The organism is Pseudomonadota bacterium, from assembly GCA_034660915.1.
Taxonomy (GTDB): domain Bacteria; phylum Desulfobacterota; class Anaeroferrophillalia; order Anaeroferrophillales; family Anaeroferrophillaceae; genus DQWO01.
The window spans coordinates 1-18780 of sequence record JAYEKE010000039.1; the positions used below are offsets into that span (position 1 = coordinate 1).

Here is an 18780-nt window from a genome sequence, read left to right on the forward strand (position 1 = left end):
TCAGCATGGAAAGAGCCTGAAGGAGAATGGCTGAGGTTGAGCTTCTGTCACCCGCCGGTAATTGGGAGAAACTGAAAGTTGCCGTTGCTTATGGTGCAGACGCGGTATATTTTGGCGGTCCTGATTTTGGTCTTCGACGCCATGCGGGTAATTTCACTACCGGGCAATTGCCGGAGGTTGTTTCCTATTGCCGGGACCACCGGGTTAAATCCTACCTGACGGTTAACTGTTATATCCATCCCCGGGAGCTGGAATCGCTTTCCGCGTTTCTTTTTTCCCTGCGCTCCCATTCCCCCGATGCCCTGATCGTCAGTGATCCGGGAACTATCAACCTCTGCCGTGAACTGTTGCCGGAAATTCCTCTGCACCTCAGCACCCAGGCCAATACCACCAATCAACAGGCCGCTTTATTCTGGCATCGTCTGGGAATCAAACGGGTTAATCTGGCCCGTGAACTCTCTCTCGAAGATATTGCTATAATTCACCGGGCAATTCCGGCAATGGAACTGGAAGTCTTTGTGCATGGGGCTATGTGCATGGCCTACTCCGGCCGCTGTCTCTTAAGTAGCGCCTTGACCGGTCGATCAGCCAACCGGGGAGATTGCGCCCAGCCCTGCCGTTGGAGTTATGCCGTCATGGAAGAAACCCGGCCGGGTGATTATTTCCCCATAGAGGAAGATCAGCGGGGTACCTATTTGTTTAATTCCCGTGATCTGTGCCTGTTGGAACATCTACCGGCCTTGAGGGCTGCCGGCGTTTCTTCGGTTAAAATAGAGGGTCGGATGAAAAGTTCCTACTATGTGGCCGTGGTCACCCGGGTGTATCGCCGGCTGCTGGATCTCCTGGCTGGTGAAGATGGTGAGGTCAGCCGGGAAGAAATGGAACGGCTGAAAAATGAATTGACCCGGGTCAGCCATCGTGGCTATACTCAGGGATTTATTGATGGTTCTTCCGGGCTGGAAATCCAGAATGTTTCAGACAGTTCATATATCAGGAATTATCAGTATGTGGCGCTGGTATTAGAGGAAAAATTGGGTGAGAAAAGTACGGCGGGGCCAATATCATTGGCAGTGAAAGATCAAATTGCAGTTGGTGATAAGTTGCTGGTGATGGATCCTGCGGAGAGGGATTTTGCGGTTACAATTACCATGATTCTTGATGATGAGGGAAAATTACTTGTGGGCGCCCATCCCGGACGTCGGGTATGGGTTGAGGTCGACCGCGGAACTTTGCGTCCCGGACAGATTTTACATCGGAAAAATTGTTAACCCCCCTGAAATTATTTATGTAGAAGATCTCAATGAACAGGTTCTGATACTCAAGTTAAGCGATTTAAACAGTCCGAAGTCGCCGGTGGCTTATTAGCTCAAAAATCGCTCATTTTAGGTGATATTTTGCTGACCGTTATTATCGTAAATTATAATGCCGGAAATCTACTGGCAGACTGTCTGGAGACGGTTTTATTATCTCCTGTTGTGGAACAAGTTATCGTGGTTGACAACGCTTCCACTGATGATAGCCTGATTAAAGCGCGTCAGCAATTTTCTTCCGATCAGCGGTTGTTGCTGCTTGAAAACCGGCGGAACTTAGGTTTTTCCCGGGCCAACAATATAGCCCTTGAACAGGTGCTGTCCGAGAGTCGTTACCTCCTTTTTCTGAATCCCGACTGTCAGCTTAGCGAAGGGGTGGCAGAGCGCCTGCTGGTTTTTATGGAAAATAACCAGGATGTTGGTATGGCTACCTGTCTGGTTACCAATCCCGATGGCAGTGAGCAGCGAGGCTGCCGCCGTCTGATTCCGACACCCGGCAATACTTTAGGTGACTTGTTTTCCAGGTGGCGACCTTCTTCGAAGTTTAGTTTTAATCTGTCGGAAAGCCCTTTGCCGATTGAACCGGTGGAAGTGGAAGCAATCTCCGGTTCATTTATGTTTGCCCGGCGGGCGGTCATTGAGGAAATTGGAAGTTTTGACGAGGGTTATTTTCTCCACTGTGAAGATCTTGATTTATGTAAAAGAATCAGCTTGTCAGGATGGAAAATATTTTTTATTCCTGATGTTAAAATCATTCATTATCAGGGAAGCTGCAGCCAGACCATGCCGCTGCGGATATCCTGGTATAAACATTGTGGCATGGGACGATTTTACCACAAATTTCACCGGCGGCGCTACGGTTTGCCTCTTTATCTGTTGGTAACCACAGCCATCTGGATCCATTTTGCCTTGGGAGTTCCAAAATATCTGTTGACAGGTCGTTTTCAAGCGGAGTCACAGAGGGCAAATGACAGGGGTTCTCTGTGACTTTGTACCTTTGGAAGGCAAAAAGGGGCAAAAAGGGACGTTGTTGATTTATTGATTTAACTAAGGGAGGGCGGGGGAAATTGGAAGCGGGGTCACCGGGATTGGGGACATTCTTGAGTTTCGCGTTAAAAGCAAATTCAAGCTGTTCCTCCACTGGGCGAGCGATAGTCAAGAGTGTCCCCCCGCGAAGCACGGCGAAGCAAACGTGCAAAACGGTACCTGACGCAGGCGAAGGAAGGAGGGAAAGTGAAAAAAAATATAAACCACCCGTTCGCTGCGCTCACTAGAGGACACAGAGAACACGAAGAAAAAAGGTAAAGATTTCACCACGAAAAACACGAAAAAAAAAGAGGAAAAGCAGTATGTAGCTAAACGCAAAAGGGGACGTTGTTGATTTATTGATTTAACTAAGGGAGGGCGGGGGAAATTGGAATCGGGGTCACCGGGATTGGGGACATTCTTGAGTTTCGCGTTAAAAGCAAATTCAAGCTGTTCCTCCACTGGGCGAGCGATAGTCAAGAGTGTCCCCCCGCGAAGCACGGCGAAGCAAACGTGCAAACCAGTACGGACCGCAGGCGCAGGTTTTCAGGAGTAAGATACTAATGGCTAACTGCTAAAAGCTAATCGCTTAATTCAGGGATTTCTTACATGAATAATAAGCCAAAAATCATTATCACCGGTTCAGGCAGTCTTGTTGCCCATTCCTTGATCCCGCGATTGTTAAAAAGTTCTTTTGCTTTGTTCGTGCTGGGAAGGCATCGTCGCTACGTGAATGAAGCCAATATTACCTTCCTGCCGGTTGATCTGGATCGTAAAGCAGAGAGACTTGCCGTGGTCAAACTTCTGGCTACAGAGACAGAACCCTTTGTTTTTATCCATCTGGCACCCATCTGGTTGTTGCCCGATTTTCTTCAGGAGTTGCTGGCTGCGGGAGTATTGCTGTCACGTCTGGTGGCTTTCAGCTCAACCAGTCGTTTGGTTAAACTTCACTCCCAGGAAATTGAAGAGCGGAAGCTGGCTGCCTGTTTGGCTGCGGGAGAAGATGACGTAACAACTCTCTGTGCCGATAAAATTCCCTGGACGATTTTTCGTCCGACCTTGATCTATGATGGCCGGCGGGATAAAAATATCGCCTTTATCCGGTCGTTTATCCGGCGTTTTGGTTTTTTCCCGGTTGCCGGTCCGGCTACCGGCCTGCGGCAGCCGGTTCACGCTGATGATTTAGCGGCGGCGGTTATGGCCGTGCTTGATAATCAGCAGACATATAATAACATCTACAATCTTGGGGGTGGTGAAACGTTGACATACCGGCAAATGGTCAGCAGGATTTTTCAGGGTCTCGGAAAACAGGAAAGAATTATTTCTCTGCCGCCGGTTTTGTTTTTATCTTTAGTTCGGCTCGCCCGTTTGTGCAGACCTCGTTTGGGCGTGTCTCCGGCGATGGTACAGCGGATGAATGAAGATTTATCGTTTGATTTCCGGACGGCTGTCCGGGATTTTGCCTACCAGCCCCGGAGGTTTCAGTGCTGAATTTCCTTTTTGCGGTCTTTTTTACTGCTTTGGGAGTGGGTTTGATCTGGTGGTTTGCCACCTGGCGGCGATGGCTTGATGTCCCTAACGAGCGCAGCAGTCATGAACAGCCGACTCCCACTGGCGGTGGAATTGCCATCGTTCTGGTTTTGTTGTTCTTGATCCTGAAGATTGGCGGTTCTCCGGCCATGATCTTTTTTGCCGGCGGCCTGTTATTTCTTGCCGCGGTCAGCCTGTTGGACGATTGGCGGGAATTGGCGATTTCCAGGCGTTTTGTGGTTCATTTGCTGGCGGCGGCATTGGTGAGCATCGGTGGGTTATTCTTTACCGGAGGATCAGTTCTTTTTTATCTCTTTTCCTTTGCGCTTATCGTCAGCATGATCAACCTTTATAATTTTATGGATGGGATAGACGGTCTGGCGGGGCTGGAAGGTTTGGCAGGGGGAATATTTCTCGCCTGGGTCCTTGCCGGGGAGCAGGCGCGGTTTTTTTATGTTCCGGCTGGGTGCTGTCTGGGTTTTCTGCTGTGGAATTTCCCCTGGCGGGGACGGGCAAAAATCTTCATGGGAGATGTCGGCAGCACGGCTCTCGGGTTTTCTTTCCCTGCCTTAGTGGCTTTGATGCCGGGGGGAGACTGGTCGATGTGGGTGGCTTTTCTGTTAATTTTCGCCAATTTTATTGTTGACGGCGCCATGACTCTGGCAATCCGGATCTGGCGGGGTGAACAGTGGTATCGTCCGCACCGCCGGCATCTGTATCAGCTCCTGGTGGCGGCAGGTTTCAGTCACCGGCAGGTCAGTTTAGGGGAAGGGGGGGTGATGTTATCAGGTTTTTTAACCGCATTGCTATATCGCCATCTGCCACTGGCTCTTGGCGGTTTAGCAGTAATGCTTTATGCCGTTTTATTGCTGTTTACCTGGGTTAGGGTTCGGCGCTGGGCTTTAACAAAATTAACCGTTTCAACGCCGGCGTAGGTTTTGACGTACTGGTGCAGGAACTTTTTAACCTGTTCGTTATCCAGGTTTGTCTGTTGCGTCAGCTTGCGGCAGCGTCGCACGATTTCGTTAATTTGTTGGTAATTGTAAACGGTGCTTATATTGGCGGTAAAAATCTTCCGATGACAGGTGGTCCGGGTACCTTCCTCGGCAGTCAGCAATTCTTCGAACAGTTTCTCTCCCGGACGAACACCGATAAACTCGATATCGATATCAGTATAGGGCTCCATCCCGTTCAGGCGAATAACCTCCTCTGCCAGGGTGACAATGGATAATGGCTCTCCCATGTCGAGAACAAAAACCTCCCCCCCCTTGGCCAGGGTGACCGATTGTAGTACCAGGGAAACGGCCTCAGGAATGGTCATGAAATAGCGTTTCATCTCCGGGTGGGTAACTGTTAACGGCCGGCCATTTTTTAATTGTTCCAGAAAGAGTTCCAAAACTCCCCCCCGGCTACCCAGAACATTGCCGAAGCGTACAGCCAGAAACTGAGTTTTTCCCGCCTCCTGGTTGAAACCGGTGCAGAGATATTCGGCGATTCTTTTGGTTGCGCCCATGACCGAAGTTGGATTAACCGCCTTGTCAGTGGATATGAGGATAAATTTTTCCGCTCCATTTTTATGAGCCTGAAAAGCGATGTTATAGGTTCCGATGACATTGCTGTTTACCGCTTCATCGGCGTTATTTTCCATGATCGGCACCTGTTTGCAGGCGGCGGCGTGAAAGATAACTTCCGGTTGATAACGGGCGAAAAGTCGTTGCATCTTTACCTGGTCACGGATATCGCCAACCACGGAGGTTACTTGAGTTTGCTGGTTTATACCGAGGTTGTTGTCAAGATTATATAATTCAGTTTCATCTATCTCCAGCAGGATCAAGTGGGACGGCTGAAAGCTGAGAACTTGACGGGTTATTTCACTGCCAATGGAACCAGCGGCTCCGGTAATCAAAACCCGCTTATTCTGCAGGTAAGTGCCGATCATCTGGTAGTCGATGGCAACCACATCGCGACCAAGTAAATCTTCAATCTGCAGGTTCCGTAAATCTCCCAGGGTCAGTTCAATGGCCTGTGAGCTGTCAATAATACTGGATAGTACCCTGATATCATCGATCCCGGCGCTTTTAAGCAGTTTGACAATTCTTCTCAAAGTGCTGGCGTTAGCTGAAGAAATGGCGATAATCGCCACCGTAATCTTTTTTTTCGGCACCAGTCGGTAAATGCTGTTTAAATCACCTTCCACCCTGATTCCGTGAATCAGACTGCCGATTTTGCGCTGGTCATCATCAAGAAAAGCCACTGGCTGATAGGGAAGTTCCCGGATACGGCGGTGCAAATCCCGGGCGATCTGTTCCCCTGCCCGTCCAGCACCGATGATAACGGCTTTGCGGGCTGCAGAGGGTTTAGCCCGTGGGATAATCTTTTCCAGATAGATTCTTTTGCTGCCCCGCACCAGGACTGAGAAAACCAGGGTGAGAAAGAAATCCATTAACAAGATGCTGCGGGGAAAAGGGATAAAGAATTGGTGCTGGCGGCCGAAAAAAAGAATAGTGCTACAGACAATAAAAGCCAGAAATGCTGCCTTGCATATATTCCATATTTCGTTTAAACTGACGAAACGCCAGGTGATGTCATAGAGCTTGAATAAAGAAAAAGCGATTAATTTTATGGCTATAAAAAAGGGCAGGAACTTGAGAAATTGATGTCGATAAATTTGTGGCAGACTGAACTCAAACCTGAGATTGAAGGCCAGGTAAAGGGCGAGGGTGAAAATAACCAGATCACCACAGAGGAAAAAAAGTTTTCGCTTTTTGGGAGTGGGGATCAGGAATTTCATCGTTTGCTTCGTCTCTGGGCTCATCTGGTAAAAAGAATTACCCGGAAAATGCCACAACTTGCGGGCATATTGCAAGCTTTTTAATCGTGGCTGGATTGCTCAAAAACACCTGTCTGCCGACGGGCCGGGGTGAAACAAATCTCCAGGGATGTTCCGGGACGCTATCCCTGACAATGCAAGTCAGAAATTTGATGTAAGGAGAACCTAAGCTGAGCTATTAGCGGTTAGCCATTAGCAATTAGATTTTAAAAATCAGGGCTTTACGATGATTAGTAACAACACCAACTGGTGAAGGTGGGTGGTAAACATTCGACTACGTTTTCAGAAAAGATAAAAATACTCTCACAGAGGCACAAAGTCACAGAGAACCCCAGTCATTTGCCCTCTGTGACTCTGTGTCTCTGTGAGAAATAATAAAAATTTGTCAATCTATAGACAAAGTCGAATATTTACGGTGGGTGATATTAAAAATCTTGTAATTATTGAGCTAATAGCTAACTGCTAAAAGCTAATCGCTTAATGTAAGGAGAAATAATCTCTTATGGAAAAACAAAAGAATGCCATGTTCGCGAGAATTGTTTCGCTTATGCTCTTACTCTCCTTTTGTTTTATTGGCAGTGTCCTGGCAGAAAATAGTGTGTTGCCCGCGGAGCAGAAAATAGGCCCCTTATTAAAAAAGGAAATTTCTCAAACCCAGCAAAATCAATTATTGGCAAATCATGGTGTCAATGAGTCACCAGAGCTTGCGGAAAATGAAATCCTGACCAAGGTTATTGTTGTTATTGATGCCAACTATCTGGAACCTTTAGGTGAAAGCACTTTGCGGGAGCTTAAGACAAAGGTTGAACGGCTTGGAGGTCGGGTTGGCAATCACGCCTTTAACAATGTCCAGGTATGGATTCCCCCGGGAAAAATCCAGGGGCTGGCGGTCTGGTCACGGATAAAGCTGATTAAAAAACCGACAAAGCCGAAAATTCATGACGTTATGAGCACTAGTCCGCGGGATTTTGGTGCCGGGGACTGGCAGGCCGGCGGGTTTACCGGCCGGGGGATTAAGGTGGGAATTATCGATGCCGGTTTTTTCGGCTATGCCGCGCTGCTGGGAACCGTCCTGCCGGCAACGGTGCAAATCAAGCAAAACGGTGATAGTTTCTATTCCTCAAAACACGGAACGGCCTGTGCTGAAATTGTCCATGACCTCGCTCCCGAAGCCGAGCTTTTCCTGGTGAATGTTGACGATATTGATGTGGACTTTTACAACGCGGTTAAATGGTTGCAATTACAAGGGGTGGAAGTCATCAGCAGTTCCATTGGCCTGAATCTGAAAATATTTTGTAAACTGACCTATTTGGCGTTATGGGGTGATGATAACAGTTCGATCGGTACGAGTTCCTTGATTGACTTTATAGATCAGGTGGAACAACAATGGAACACCACCATCAGCGATATCGTTGCTCATGGAGTTGCCTGGTCACAGGCGGCCGGTAATGATGCCCGGAAAAAATGGAGTGGCCCATTCATTGATGGGGATCAGAATGGTTATCTGAATTTTTCTCTGCTTGATAATCGCAATAAAATCGATACAACCGGTTATGCCGATGAGGATGTCTATGTCTTGCTGCTCTGGGATGGGGAGGCTGAACATTATAATGATTATGATTTATATATTTTTGATCAATATGGAAATGAAATTGATAGATCATGGTTGGATCAGGCTCAGTTTCCCTTCGGCATTGAAGCCTGTAAATTCAAGGTACAATCGGGTAGAGAATATTATCTCAAGGTAAATGAATATGCTGCTCCTTATGATTACGGTGAAAATCTTGTCTTGCTGGTAGGCCATGAACAGTTTCCCGCCCTGGAATATTCCGATCCTTATGGTACCGTTAACCTGAATTGTCCGGCATCAAATTCCGATGTTATTACTGTCGGCGCGGTTAGTCTGACTTCTTCATCTCCGGAAGCGGTTATTGAAGGTTATAGCTCCCAGGGACCGGCCGGTGACCTGCTGAAACCTGATCTGGTTGCCCCCGTAGGGGTGAGTACAGCATCCTATTTCCATTCTTTTTATGGCACCTCTGCCGCCGCTCCGCATGTGGCCGGGATCTGTGCTTTGGTAAGGCAACGGTATCCCGAGTTTACCCCTCTGCAGGTCAAGCAGTATCTTGAAGCCAATGCGCTGGATTTGGGAACGGCGGGAAAAGACAATGTCTATGGGAGTGGATTGGTGCAATTACCGGCGGATTTTGGCTGTCGGCAGGATAACCTCGCGGGCTGTGAAAGTCCAGCCAGTTGCAGCAGCATTGATGCCTTCTGGTATGCGGGAACTTGTTCCCTTGAGCCGCGCCGGGAAGTGCTTGATTACAATGATGGTGAAATTGCCGTTGTCCCGGTGAGCCTGGGGGGAGACGCGGCTGACGGCCGGATTTCAGCCGGCGATGGGCTGGCGCTCGAAGTTGATTTTCCCTTGAGCGAGGAGACTAGAAATTACGCGGTGATCGCGTTTCCCGGCGATGCTTATTTTGTCCGCGGTGACAATCACGAAAATTTTTTGACCAAAGAATTCACCCCGGTTGAAAATGGAAATTATTTTGCCACAGAGGATATTTGCGCCCTGCTCCCGGGATATCAGGAAACGTGGGAGATTTATTTTTTATCGGTTCCCGCCGAAGCCGCTGACTTTAAGACCCTGGAGGCCTTGTCTGCCTATCTTGGGAGCGACGAGGGGCAATATGTCTTTGGTCAGTATCGGGTTGAATTTGACTGCCGGCGAGAATGAGCGCGAGCCATGCCGGAACATCCTGACACCTTAATTTGGTTTGCGGGCACAGCCCGCTTTAGAACAAGTCAGAAAGTCGAGTTATTTACCGAATAACGAGCTCGTAATTCTTTTCATACTAAAGTATGGTCGAAATCCTTATCCTGCCGGGAAATTTTTTTAAAATTAATACTTTCGGCCTATTGATTTTATTTTGAAATGATGTATACTCTCATTAAGAATCATTAATGGTGTATGGGAGGGTGTTATGAACAGGATGAAAGCAATGGTATTTATAATGGTAATACTTGTTTTTGGCCTGGTCGCTCCGGCAATGGCGAGTACCTATCTTTTTCAGCCTGAACCGACTGGCATGGCTGCCCTGGATGCCTCCGGGAATGTTAATTGGTCCGGGCTTTTTGCTTCTATCGAACGATATAAGCCGGGATCAAATCCCGGGTTGTACACCCATTCTCCGGATACGGCTGCCGGAGGAACTTCATTGTTTGGGGCGTTAAATGACGGCAACTTTTTTGCCGGCCAGGGGTTGTCGCTGGATCCCTGGGGAAATTTCTCAGGTACTGCTCGCTATGGAAATGAAAGAGTCGCTGCCGTGGTCGCGGCGCTGGCCGGTTTTCTTGGTGAGGATCACGTTAATTACAGCTCCATTCCCGACCGTTATCGTTCGTTCAAGACCCTCGGAGTGACATGTTCTCCTGTTCCCCTTCCCCCTTCCCTGTGGTTCCTCTTTTCCGGGTTGGGGCTGCTGGGCGTCGCCCGTCGCCGTTGGTGGCGTTAGTAAATCAACGCGTATTTCTTTAGGGTGTTACGCTTAACCAGTCCGGGGGTGGATATCGATGCCACCCCCTTTCTTTTTTCCATTGACAATTTATAAAACAGGGTGTTACTTTATCCCCATATCAACCATTGCCAACTATTATTTCAGGAGGTATCCCATGAGAAAGATTGCTGTTAGTTTGTTGACTGTGGTCGCCGTTTTTCTGCTGTCAGTTGCTTCTGGTTTTGGCTGGGGGACTGACGTCCAGATCTATTCCGGCCAGATCAATACCTTCGATGTTGATTACGACCTGGCTACGGGATCGATGTTTGTGGCTTTCCAGGCCAGCGGGGAAGACGTCATCCGGCTCTATTCTTCTACGGATCATGGAATTAACTGGTCTGAGATAGCAAGTTTTGGCACCCACCCGTACCAGGGAACCACCGCCCGCTCGGATTTAAAGCGTCTCAAGGTCATCTACAATGATGGACGGGTACAGGTGTTCTGGGTGGATAGTGCTGGTTCTCTGAATCGGTGGCGGTGTTCATCCACTGGCGGGCAGCCAGGGGGAAGCCGCGTCAGTGAGGCACCGATAGTGGAAGGCAGCTTCTCGGCAACCCTTGACGTGGATAGCGGCCGGATCTATGTCGGCTGGCGCACCGGAATCACCGGGGCATCGAGGCAGATCGTCCGTTATTCCGATGATAACGGTTTGACCTGGAAAGATCGGATTAACTGGACAGCCTATGCTGGATCTGCTCCCCAGAGCCTGGCCTATGGTCCCGGGAGCGGCGGCAACCATATTCACTGGGTCTTCGGTACAGAACAATATGGTTCCACTGAAGAAATCAAGTATTTTCGCTTTCCCTCATCCAGCGGTGTTTGGGATAAAAGCGAGAGAATCAGCAATAATAGCATAGCCGACTACGATCCCCGGGTGGCGGCGGCAAATGTCGATGATTCCGGTGTCTGGATTTTGTACAACCGGGACCGGGGTGCCCATGAAATTGACCTGATGAACGCTTACAGTACTGATGGCGGCGTCACCTGGAGCGCGCCCAGTGCGGTGGATGCCGATGATGGCATCGATGAATATATCGCCGATGTAAAATTCTATAAGGCCCCGGGTAATCCGTATGTCAATATGGTCTATATCAAGGATGATCCAAATGCCACTCCGGTGCGGCAGGCCGTCTGGATGTATGCCTCCACCGGGGATCCTTCCTGGAGAGAGCCGCAGGTGTTCAGCGATGAGGATGTCCAGTCCTGGCCTGAAGATACCGCTCCCAGAATCGTTTATTCTCCCGGGGCCAGCGCCCCCGGCGGTGGGGTGGTTTTCTCCTATGCCGGCGCTCAGGGGCTCTATTTCGACGCTCCGTGGATTATTGTCACCGGCGGTTTTCTGCCGGTATATCCCTTCCCGGTGTATCCCCTTTTGCCCAGCCACACCCTGACGGTGACTATCCATGGCTCGGGTTCCGTGGTCAGCTCCCCGGCCGGCCTTGATTGTACGAACGGTTCACTAACTGGAGATAAGGTCTGCAGCCATAACTTTATTGAAGGCACGGCGGTTGCTTTAACCGCTACCCCTATTGATGGCGTGAGTTACACTTCATCTTTCGGTGAATGGTCCGGTGATTGTACCGGCAGCGGCGCCTGTCCTCTGGTGATGGATGGTGACAAGTCGGTGGAGGCCCAGTTCACCGCCCTGGGAATTCCGGTTTTTGCTCTGCCGGTGCCGGCAGGCCAGGAAGCCTGGAGCTATCCGCCGGTGGAAAATCCGCTTCTCCAGTCTGATCCAGCCGATTGCAAACCCTTTGCGGTCGGCGATCTGATGACGGGGAATTTGAATCTTCAGGTGGGTCTGCCGCCATTTTCAGCCGGAGTGGATATCTATCTCGCCCTCGAGTTTTCAGGCGCGCTGTATCTGATTAATGGCAGTAATGAATTAAAATTATCGTCGACCTTGACGGAACTTCCCCGCTGGAAGACCAATGCCAGTTTTGCTGATATCAACGAATCATTGTACGGGGATATCCCTCTGGCGCTGCTGCCGACGGGGCTGTATAATTTGTATATTGCCGTCACCCCAACCGGAGAAACCGATTTCAGTCATTACTATTTCTGGTCCACCTACTTTATGTTGCAATAGTGGCAAGGATGATGATAACAGATTGATATGATATTGGGAGACCCTTCGCCCGGTGAGGCGAAGGGTCTATGTTTTCTGATGGTCGTAGTGAGAGAAGTGTGCTGGATAGAAGCATGTTTTCAATGTTAAAACTTGAAGGAAGGAGTTGATCATGTCAACTAATAACCTGTCATCCCGTTTGAAGAAATGGTCATTTCTGTTCTTCCTGTTTATTTTTATCGGTGGTTTTGTCACTGTTTCCAGCGGATTTGCGGCCTGTGAAATGCTGTCATCGGGTGATTTTTCTTCCGGTAGTGGCTGGACTGTGAATGATGCTACTTATTGGTCGATCCATGACGGGATGCTTGATGTTCAGGGTATCGGGGATATTTCCACCTATGCTTCAATGGGATTTTGGCCGTCTGATTTTTTTTCGGTGGATGTTGATGTTGATATTGTCAGCTCTACAGATGACCATGACCGGGTGGGGGTTCGCATCCGTACCAGTGGCGATGTGTTATTTGTCGTTAATGGTGATAGTGGTGAATATACTACCAACGGGGTTCTTTGTTACTATTATCCTAACTACGGGATGCTGAAATTTAAGGTGTATGACTTTGATAGCAGAGAATGGGTTATCCCGCTTCCTCACCTTGATTTTTCCGGTACCGTAAACTCCATCGGTCTCAGCATGGTGGCTGACGGGGTGATTTTTCGGGTCAACGGTCAGGATACCACTTACAAGCTTACCGGAGATTTCTCCTGGGGTGCATATAATGTTATCGATACTCTAAGGCTGTTTGCCGGGGGAACCGGTCTCCATGCCCGCTTTGACAACGTCTGTGCTTCTTCCTATGAAGTTACCGATTTTCCTCCCGGCAACGCCATGCCGCTGCCCAACGGGCAGGAGGCGGCGATTATTACCACTCCGGCGGTATCCCCGGTTACCAGCATTGTCCCCGCCTCGGCGAATCCTTTCGGTTTCGGTCCGGCGGCCGGCGGCGGGAATATCATGTCCCTGACCGCCGGCATCAGCGGCCTGTTGTACTCGGCTGATTTGTACGTGGGGATTCAAATTGGTGCGGAAATCTACCTTTTTGATGCTGCCAACGGTATCCATCCGCTTTCTACTGATGGCCTGGTAAAATGGCGGGCCAACACCACCGGTGGCCTTAATACCCGGATATTACCTGATATTGATATGTCCGGCATTCCCGGCACCTATAATTTTTATTTTCTTATGACCCCGGCAGGACGATTGGATTCATTTCGTTTATGGGTGACGCCGTTGGTCATCGGTGGCGGTGGTGGTTCGTCAACGGTCACCGACACGGCCATGAGAGACGAGATTAAGCAGAATATCGACCTTATCTTTGGCATTACCTCGGGATTTTCCGGCGGTCTGACGGAACTTTCGGAGATATTTGAGGAAGAACAGGTAGTTACTATCAGTCCAGAGTTGGATTTAATAGGCATTTTAAATGGTGCTCCGATTCCCTCGCCTATCACCATCAACGCAGACTTTGGTTCCGGTTATCGGATGGAATCCGGCAGCGTCATGAGTGGCAGTGCTCAGATTGTGATCTCAAACGTGGTTTTTGGTGATCAGGGAATGGGGGCTGATTTTTCAGCAAGCTTTAATAATGTGATGAAGAATGGAGCGCCGTTTGCCAACGGCCAGATATCGGGTAAGCTTTTACTGGCTAAAGGTGCCGGCGATCAATCAAATGTTTCCGGCCAGATAAACATCACCAACCTGTCCATCAGCGGCCAGCAGCTGTCCGGGTCCATGCAAATTTCCGGAACCATGGATGACTTGAATTTGTCAGAGCTAACCGAAAATGCCGGGACCATCAGGTTAACCTTTACCAACGTTACGAATGGTGCTTATACGATCAACAGCGGTTATGTCGATATTGTCAGCACCGGGGGTGACAGTGTCACGGTGACCACCAACCTGCAGACCGCTGCCGGACCGGTGAATCTTAATATGTCATTAACCACCTCGGCAACCGGCGCGGTTATCAATACGAATGCCCCTGGTGCCGCAGGGCCCTATACGCTCTCGATGAATAATGTTACCTTGGACCAGAACGCCTGCGCCAATTATCCCACCGCCGGGACCATTTCTTTTACCAGCAGCAGCACGGGAAAAACCGGGGTAGTAACCTTTACCGGTGCCTGCAATGGCAGCTACGGCTACAGCGAGAGATAACGGCAACGTCCGACTACTTGAGCAAACCATTCACATGAAAGCCCCTGGATCATATCCCGGGGCTTTCTTTATTTGGGATTCATGATCAACTTTTTAATCCAATAGATCTCTTGTGATTGCAAAGATATACAACTCAGGAAGTGTAAGTATTCGGCTACGAGTTTCAAAAAACTAAAAAATACTCTCACGGAGCCACAAAGCTCTTTTTATAATGAATTACAACAAAAACACTACGAACCACCCGTTCGCTGACGCGCACTGGAGAACACAGAGTTCACAGAGGCAAGCACTTTAATGTTTTTCTCTGTGAACCCAGTGGCCTCTGTGGTGAAAAAAATATAATGCTGAATAGTTACCCGTATATTTACCTCAGAAAGTTGATTTAATAAGTTAATTCGAGGCCGATCATAAGGCTTGAGTCAATGATGCCGGCCAGTTCGCTCTGCCGGTCACCATGGTTGAGGGTCCCGGTGGCAAACAGTTGGCAGTGGTCGCCCAGGTTGTATTCCCCATGGATAAGGAGGGAAAAGGACCGGTCATCCAGGTTGATGGTGTTGCGGAGCAGGATGTTCCAGCGGGACAGGAGGTCATGATCATAGTACTGGAGAAGAACATAATGTTGGCGAAAGAGGCTTTCTCGGGCTTCATATTCATCAAGGGTCAACAGCTTCGGTACTAATGATCCATGGCGGTGGCCATTGCCGTTATAAAAATATTCAGCTGAAATAGTGCTGCCGCCAGGAAAGGTGTAAGAGGCGCCGGTAAGAATTTCCACCTCTTCGTCAGAAACACTTGCCTCACCATATATTATGGTTGAGTCACTGAGGTTCCAGCTTAGAAAACCGCCCAAACGCATGCTTTGAGTGTGTTCCTGGTAGGAAGCAATCAGGCTGAAGTAGGCTTTTTCGGCCAGGTAATCCAGCTTGGCGGCGTAGGTTTGGTTGAAATCCGTCAGCAATTTTTTCCGTCCCTGGTCGGTGTTGATAATGATGGACCCTGACCATTCCAGGTTTGGACTCCAGATCAGTTTGGCATAATCGGCACTGCGTACTTCTTTTTTCGGTTGATTCCGGCCGTTGTAGCTGAAAAATGGGTTCGATGGTGATAGCAGGAATGCAGGACCCCATTGCAGGTCTTCGCGCCCATAGGAGAGCAGAATGCTTTCACTGACGGGCAGACTGAGAACGTATTCATGGATAAAAAGATCGGCATCAGTTTTTGATCGGCCTTTTTTTGGGCCGTCGTGCCAATGATTGTGCTGCAATTCAAACCGGGGTTTAAAACATAAGGTCAGTTTGGGGAAGGTTGCCCGAAAATCCGGCCGCAGAAAAGCGGCAATCTCCTGGTGGCTGATCTGGAGATTGTTGTTGGGGTTGATGTCGGATTTTGCCGGTTGCTGAAACTGGAAGAAATTGAGGCTGGCCAGCCTGAAGTCAATGGCCTCCCAAAGGACAGCGGCAGCGACGGCATTCTCACTTTTGCCGGCAACCGGAGCGGCGAGAAGCCGAAAAGGCCGGGAGAATACAAAAGCACCCAACAAAACGAGCAGCACCAGGGTGAAACGCCACTTCATGGGATCCTTTCGCTCATCTTTGCAACAGGTTCAGGTTAAATGCCGCTGCCGGGATGGGGGTGAGCGACGGGCGCGAAAAGTTGAGCACCGTGGTATTGGCGGACATTAATTCATCATGGATGATCATCCGCGAGATAAATGGTTGTTGTTTCCCCCCGTTGGCCGTAACCTGATTTTTGTATTCCATCCTGGCTGATTTGAGTAATTTTGTCCCCCGGGCGGTATAAAATTCCGCCTTGATGCCGACCAGCCGCCGGCTGCTGACCCAGTATTTGATGAACTTATAGGTGGCCTTGCTGGTTTTGGCCTGCAGGGTGAAAACAAAACAGGGTTCATCCTCTATCTTGTCCTTGTCCTGCTGCAGAACCGTATAATTCTGGGCATAGTTGGTGGAGGCGATATCGCCGTTGTTGGCCAGCCCCAGCAGCTTTTGCCGTTTGGAAACCGGGATGGGTTTGCTCAAGCCGGGCTTGTAAAACCACATGTTGCCGTTCAGCAGGATCAGCATCTGTCCCCGGCGTCGTGCCGGTGACAGGGTTTCGGCAATGACATTATAGCTTCGTGATCGTACACGAAGATGGCGATGACTGATTTTCACCCCTTCTCCGGCTTCCACCTTCAGATCCCAGGTAACGCCTGAAATATTGCCCCGGGCGTGATCACATTGCTCTAAAATTGCTTTTGGCGAGAGTGCTGCTGTCGCACTGTTTTGCCAGACCAATAACAGGAGAAGAAATCCTCCCGCCTGGCAGAGGAAGAAGCACTTGTTTATCTTTGTCATTACCGCATCCTATATATGTCGTAATGCCTCAATAACCCGTAAACCCGCCGCCCGCCGGGCCGGAATTATTGCCGCCAGCGCCGCCAGTCCAATCATTGCCAGACAACTTACGACCATCAGCCAGGGAACCAGGTGGATCTCCAGGGGTACTTCCTTGGGGATGGTGGGTGGGGTCCAGCTGGGCTGCAGGATGATTACCGCCGCCCAGCCCAGCAGGGTGAGGAAGAAGCCGCCAAAAGAGCCGGCAGCGGCTAAAAGAGTTCCTTCAATTGAAAATATCCTGACTACCCCGGATCGTTTTAAGCCTAAAGCCCGTAAGGTCCCGATTTCCCGGGTACGTTCCAGCACCGCCATGCTGATGGTATTGACCACGCTTAAAGCAACAATGGTCAGAACGATGATAAATACAAAGGTGAAAATGACATTAAACATGTTGCGGATCTTCAAATAGGAGGGCCGCAGCTGATCCCAGGTATAGATTTCGACGTTTAAGCCCCTGGCGGCCAATTGCTGCTCCAGATGTTTTTTCAGCGGATAGGCCATCCTGGCATTTTTCAGCAGCAGGTTGAGGCGATCAGCCCCCCTGGTATCAAAGAGTTCCCGGGTAAAGCGCAGCGGCATCGATACCAGCAGGTTGTCAAGTATCTCCAGGGGGGCATCAATGGTCTGCACAATATCGGCATCGAAGGCGTTCATGAAGCCGTCGGCGGTGGTGGTCATGACCACCACATTATCCCCGATTTTCAGGTTGAAGTTGCCGGCCAGGCCTTTGGCGACCCCGACCTGGTAGATGGGTTCATCGCTGAGTTCATGGCCGCGAAATAATTTTAATTTGCTGGTGAAGCCATGTCCTAAATGGCGAATGGCTCTCATGTCATCCGGGTCTCTGCCCTCAGCCATCATAATGGTGGAGATTTTTCCATTGCTGAGCAGGCCGGAAATATTCAGCTGGGGCGTGATGATGCTGATGCGGGGATCCCGGTGGCAGAGAGCGGAAATTTCCTCCAACTCCTTTTTATTGAGCAGGTAGTCTGCCGGCTTAAGTTGACCTTCGCGATGGAAATCCTTTTTAAAGATAGAAAGATGGCCGTTGCCGCGGGCGTAGACATAGCCGTCTTCCAAAGCATTAAAAATATAGTTGCTGAAGCCGCCCAGGAGATTAATGGCGGCAAAACCGAAAGCGATCGCTCCCAGGGTAAAGAGTGAGCGACGTCTGTTCTTAAGCAGGTTGCGATAGGCGAGTTTTAGCCAGGGAAACATTATGTCCAATCTATGTATTTTTTTGATAACTATACATCAATGATATCCTCAATGATGTGGCCGTCATGAAGTTGAATGCGCCTTTTTACCCGGTGTAAAAGGTTCTGGTCGTGAGTGGAAAAGATGAAAGCGGTACCCATGGACTGGTTTAACCGTTGCATGAGGGTGATAATGTGGCCGGCATTTTCAGAATCAAGATTTGCCGTCGGTTCGTCGGCAACCACCAGCGGTGGACCGGTTACCAGGGCCCTGGCGATGGCCACCCGCTGTTGCTGGCCGCCGGAGAGCTTATCCGGCAGGCGTTGTGCCTGAGAATCCAGGCCGACAGCCGCCAGCATTTCCAGGGCCTGGTTACGACAGGATGTTTCTTCTTCCCCCCGTAATACCAGGGGAAGCATGACGTTTTCCAGGGAACTGAATACCGGGATGAGATTAAAATCCTGAAAGATGAAGCCGACGGAATGATTTCGATGGTCTGATTGCTGATCATCGGACATGAGGGCGATATCCTGGCCATTAAGAAATACTTTTCCCGTGGTTGGTTGATCAAGAGCGCTAATCAGGTTGCACAGGGTTGATTTCCCGGAGCCTGACGGACCCCAGATGGCAACGAACTCCCCTCGTTTG

The 18780-nt window shown here is 49.6% G+C and carries 13 protein-coding genes; 8 read left to right on the forward strand and 5 right to left on the reverse strand.

Features of this window, described 5'->3' with window-relative positions; genetic code table 11:
- The first annotated feature begins 26 nt into the window (after window positions 1–26).
- The 4 genes from U9P07_02200 (at window position 27) to U9P07_02215 (ending at window position 4801) form a co-directional block, all read left to right on the forward strand.
- A complete protein-coding gene (locus U9P07_02200; protein ID MEA2108218.1) occupies window positions 27–1268 on the forward strand; it encodes a peptidase U32 family protein in 1242 nt (413 codons plus the stop codon).
- 126 nt (window positions 1269–1394) lie between these two features.
- Window positions 1395–2297, forward strand: coding sequence for a glycosyltransferase family 2 protein (locus U9P07_02205; protein ID MEA2108219.1), 903 nt, complete (start codon window positions 1395–1397; stop codon window positions 2295–2297).
- A gap of 648 nt (window positions 2298–2945) precedes the next feature.
- The gene (locus tag U9P07_02210) at window positions 2946–3827 is read left to right on the forward strand and encodes a hypothetical protein (protein ID MEA2108220.1); all 882 of its coding nucleotides are present in this window, start codon (window positions 2946–2948) and stop codon (window positions 3825–3827) included.
- Window positions 3821–4801, forward strand: coding sequence for a glycosyltransferase family 4 protein (locus tag U9P07_02215; GenBank protein ID MEA2108221.1), 981 nt, complete (start codon window positions 3821–3823; stop codon window positions 4799–4801). The genes U9P07_02210 and U9P07_02215 overlap by 7 nt, the downstream gene beginning before the upstream one ends.
- Here the strand turns inward: U9P07_02215 and U9P07_02220 are convergent.
- The gene (locus tag U9P07_02220; GenBank protein ID MEA2108222.1) at window positions 4720–6657 is read right to left on the reverse strand and encodes a nucleoside-diphosphate sugar epimerase/dehydratase; all 1938 of its coding nucleotides are present in this window, start codon (window positions 6655–6657) and stop codon (window positions 4720–4722) included. The two genes, U9P07_02215 and U9P07_02220, sit on opposite strands and share 82 nt — an antisense overlap.
- Window positions 6658–7198: 541 nt before the next feature.
- On the opposite strand from U9P07_02220, the gene U9P07_02225 reads away from it, so the two are divergent.
- The 4 genes from U9P07_02225 to U9P07_02240 all read left to right on the forward strand — a co-directional run bounded on the left by U9P07_02225 (window position 7199) and on the right by U9P07_02240 (window position 14539).
- Window positions 7199–9436, forward strand: coding sequence for a S8 family serine peptidase (locus tag U9P07_02225; GenBank protein ID MEA2108223.1), 2238 nt, complete (start codon window positions 7199–7201; stop codon window positions 9434–9436).
- 247 nt (window positions 9437–9683) lie between these two features.
- Entirely contained in the window at window positions 9684–10214 is a 531-nt protein-coding gene (locus U9P07_02230; protein ID MEA2108224.1) for a VPLPA-CTERM sorting domain-containing protein, read from the forward strand.
- Window positions 10215–10371: 157 nt separating this feature from the next.
- On the forward strand, window positions 10372–12345 hold the full coding sequence (locus U9P07_02235; GenBank protein ID MEA2108225.1) for a hypothetical protein: 1974 nt from the start codon (window positions 10372–10374) through the stop codon (window positions 12343–12345).
- A 151-nt stretch (window positions 12346–12496) separates the two neighbouring features.
- Complete coding sequence (locus U9P07_02240) at window positions 12497–14539, forward strand: hypothetical protein (protein ID MEA2108226.1); 2043 nt, start codon at window positions 12497–12499, stop codon at window positions 14537–14539.
- Window positions 14540–14921: 382 nt separating this feature from the next.
- Here the strand turns inward: U9P07_02240 and U9P07_02245 are convergent, their stop codons facing one another.
- The 4 genes from U9P07_02245 to U9P07_02260 form a co-directional block, all read right to left on the reverse strand.
- Complete coding sequence (locus tag U9P07_02245; protein ID MEA2108227.1) at window positions 14922–16112, reverse strand: hypothetical protein; 1191 nt, start codon at window positions 16110–16112, stop codon at window positions 14922–14924.
- Window positions 16113–16125: 13 nt separating this feature from the next.
- Window positions 16126–16893, reverse strand: coding sequence for an outer membrane lipoprotein-sorting protein (locus U9P07_02250; protein MEA2108228.1), 768 nt, complete (start codon window positions 16891–16893; stop codon window positions 16126–16128).
- Between the two features lie 9 nt (window positions 16894–16902).
- Window positions 16903–18153, reverse strand: coding sequence for an FtsX-like permease family protein (locus tag U9P07_02255; protein ID MEA2108229.1), 1251 nt, complete (start codon window positions 18151–18153; stop codon window positions 16903–16905).
- 29 nt (window positions 18154–18182) lie between these two features.
- On the reverse strand, window positions 18183–18780 hold a 598-nt coding region (locus U9P07_02260), incomplete at its 5' end, for an ABC transporter ATP-binding protein (protein MEA2108230.1).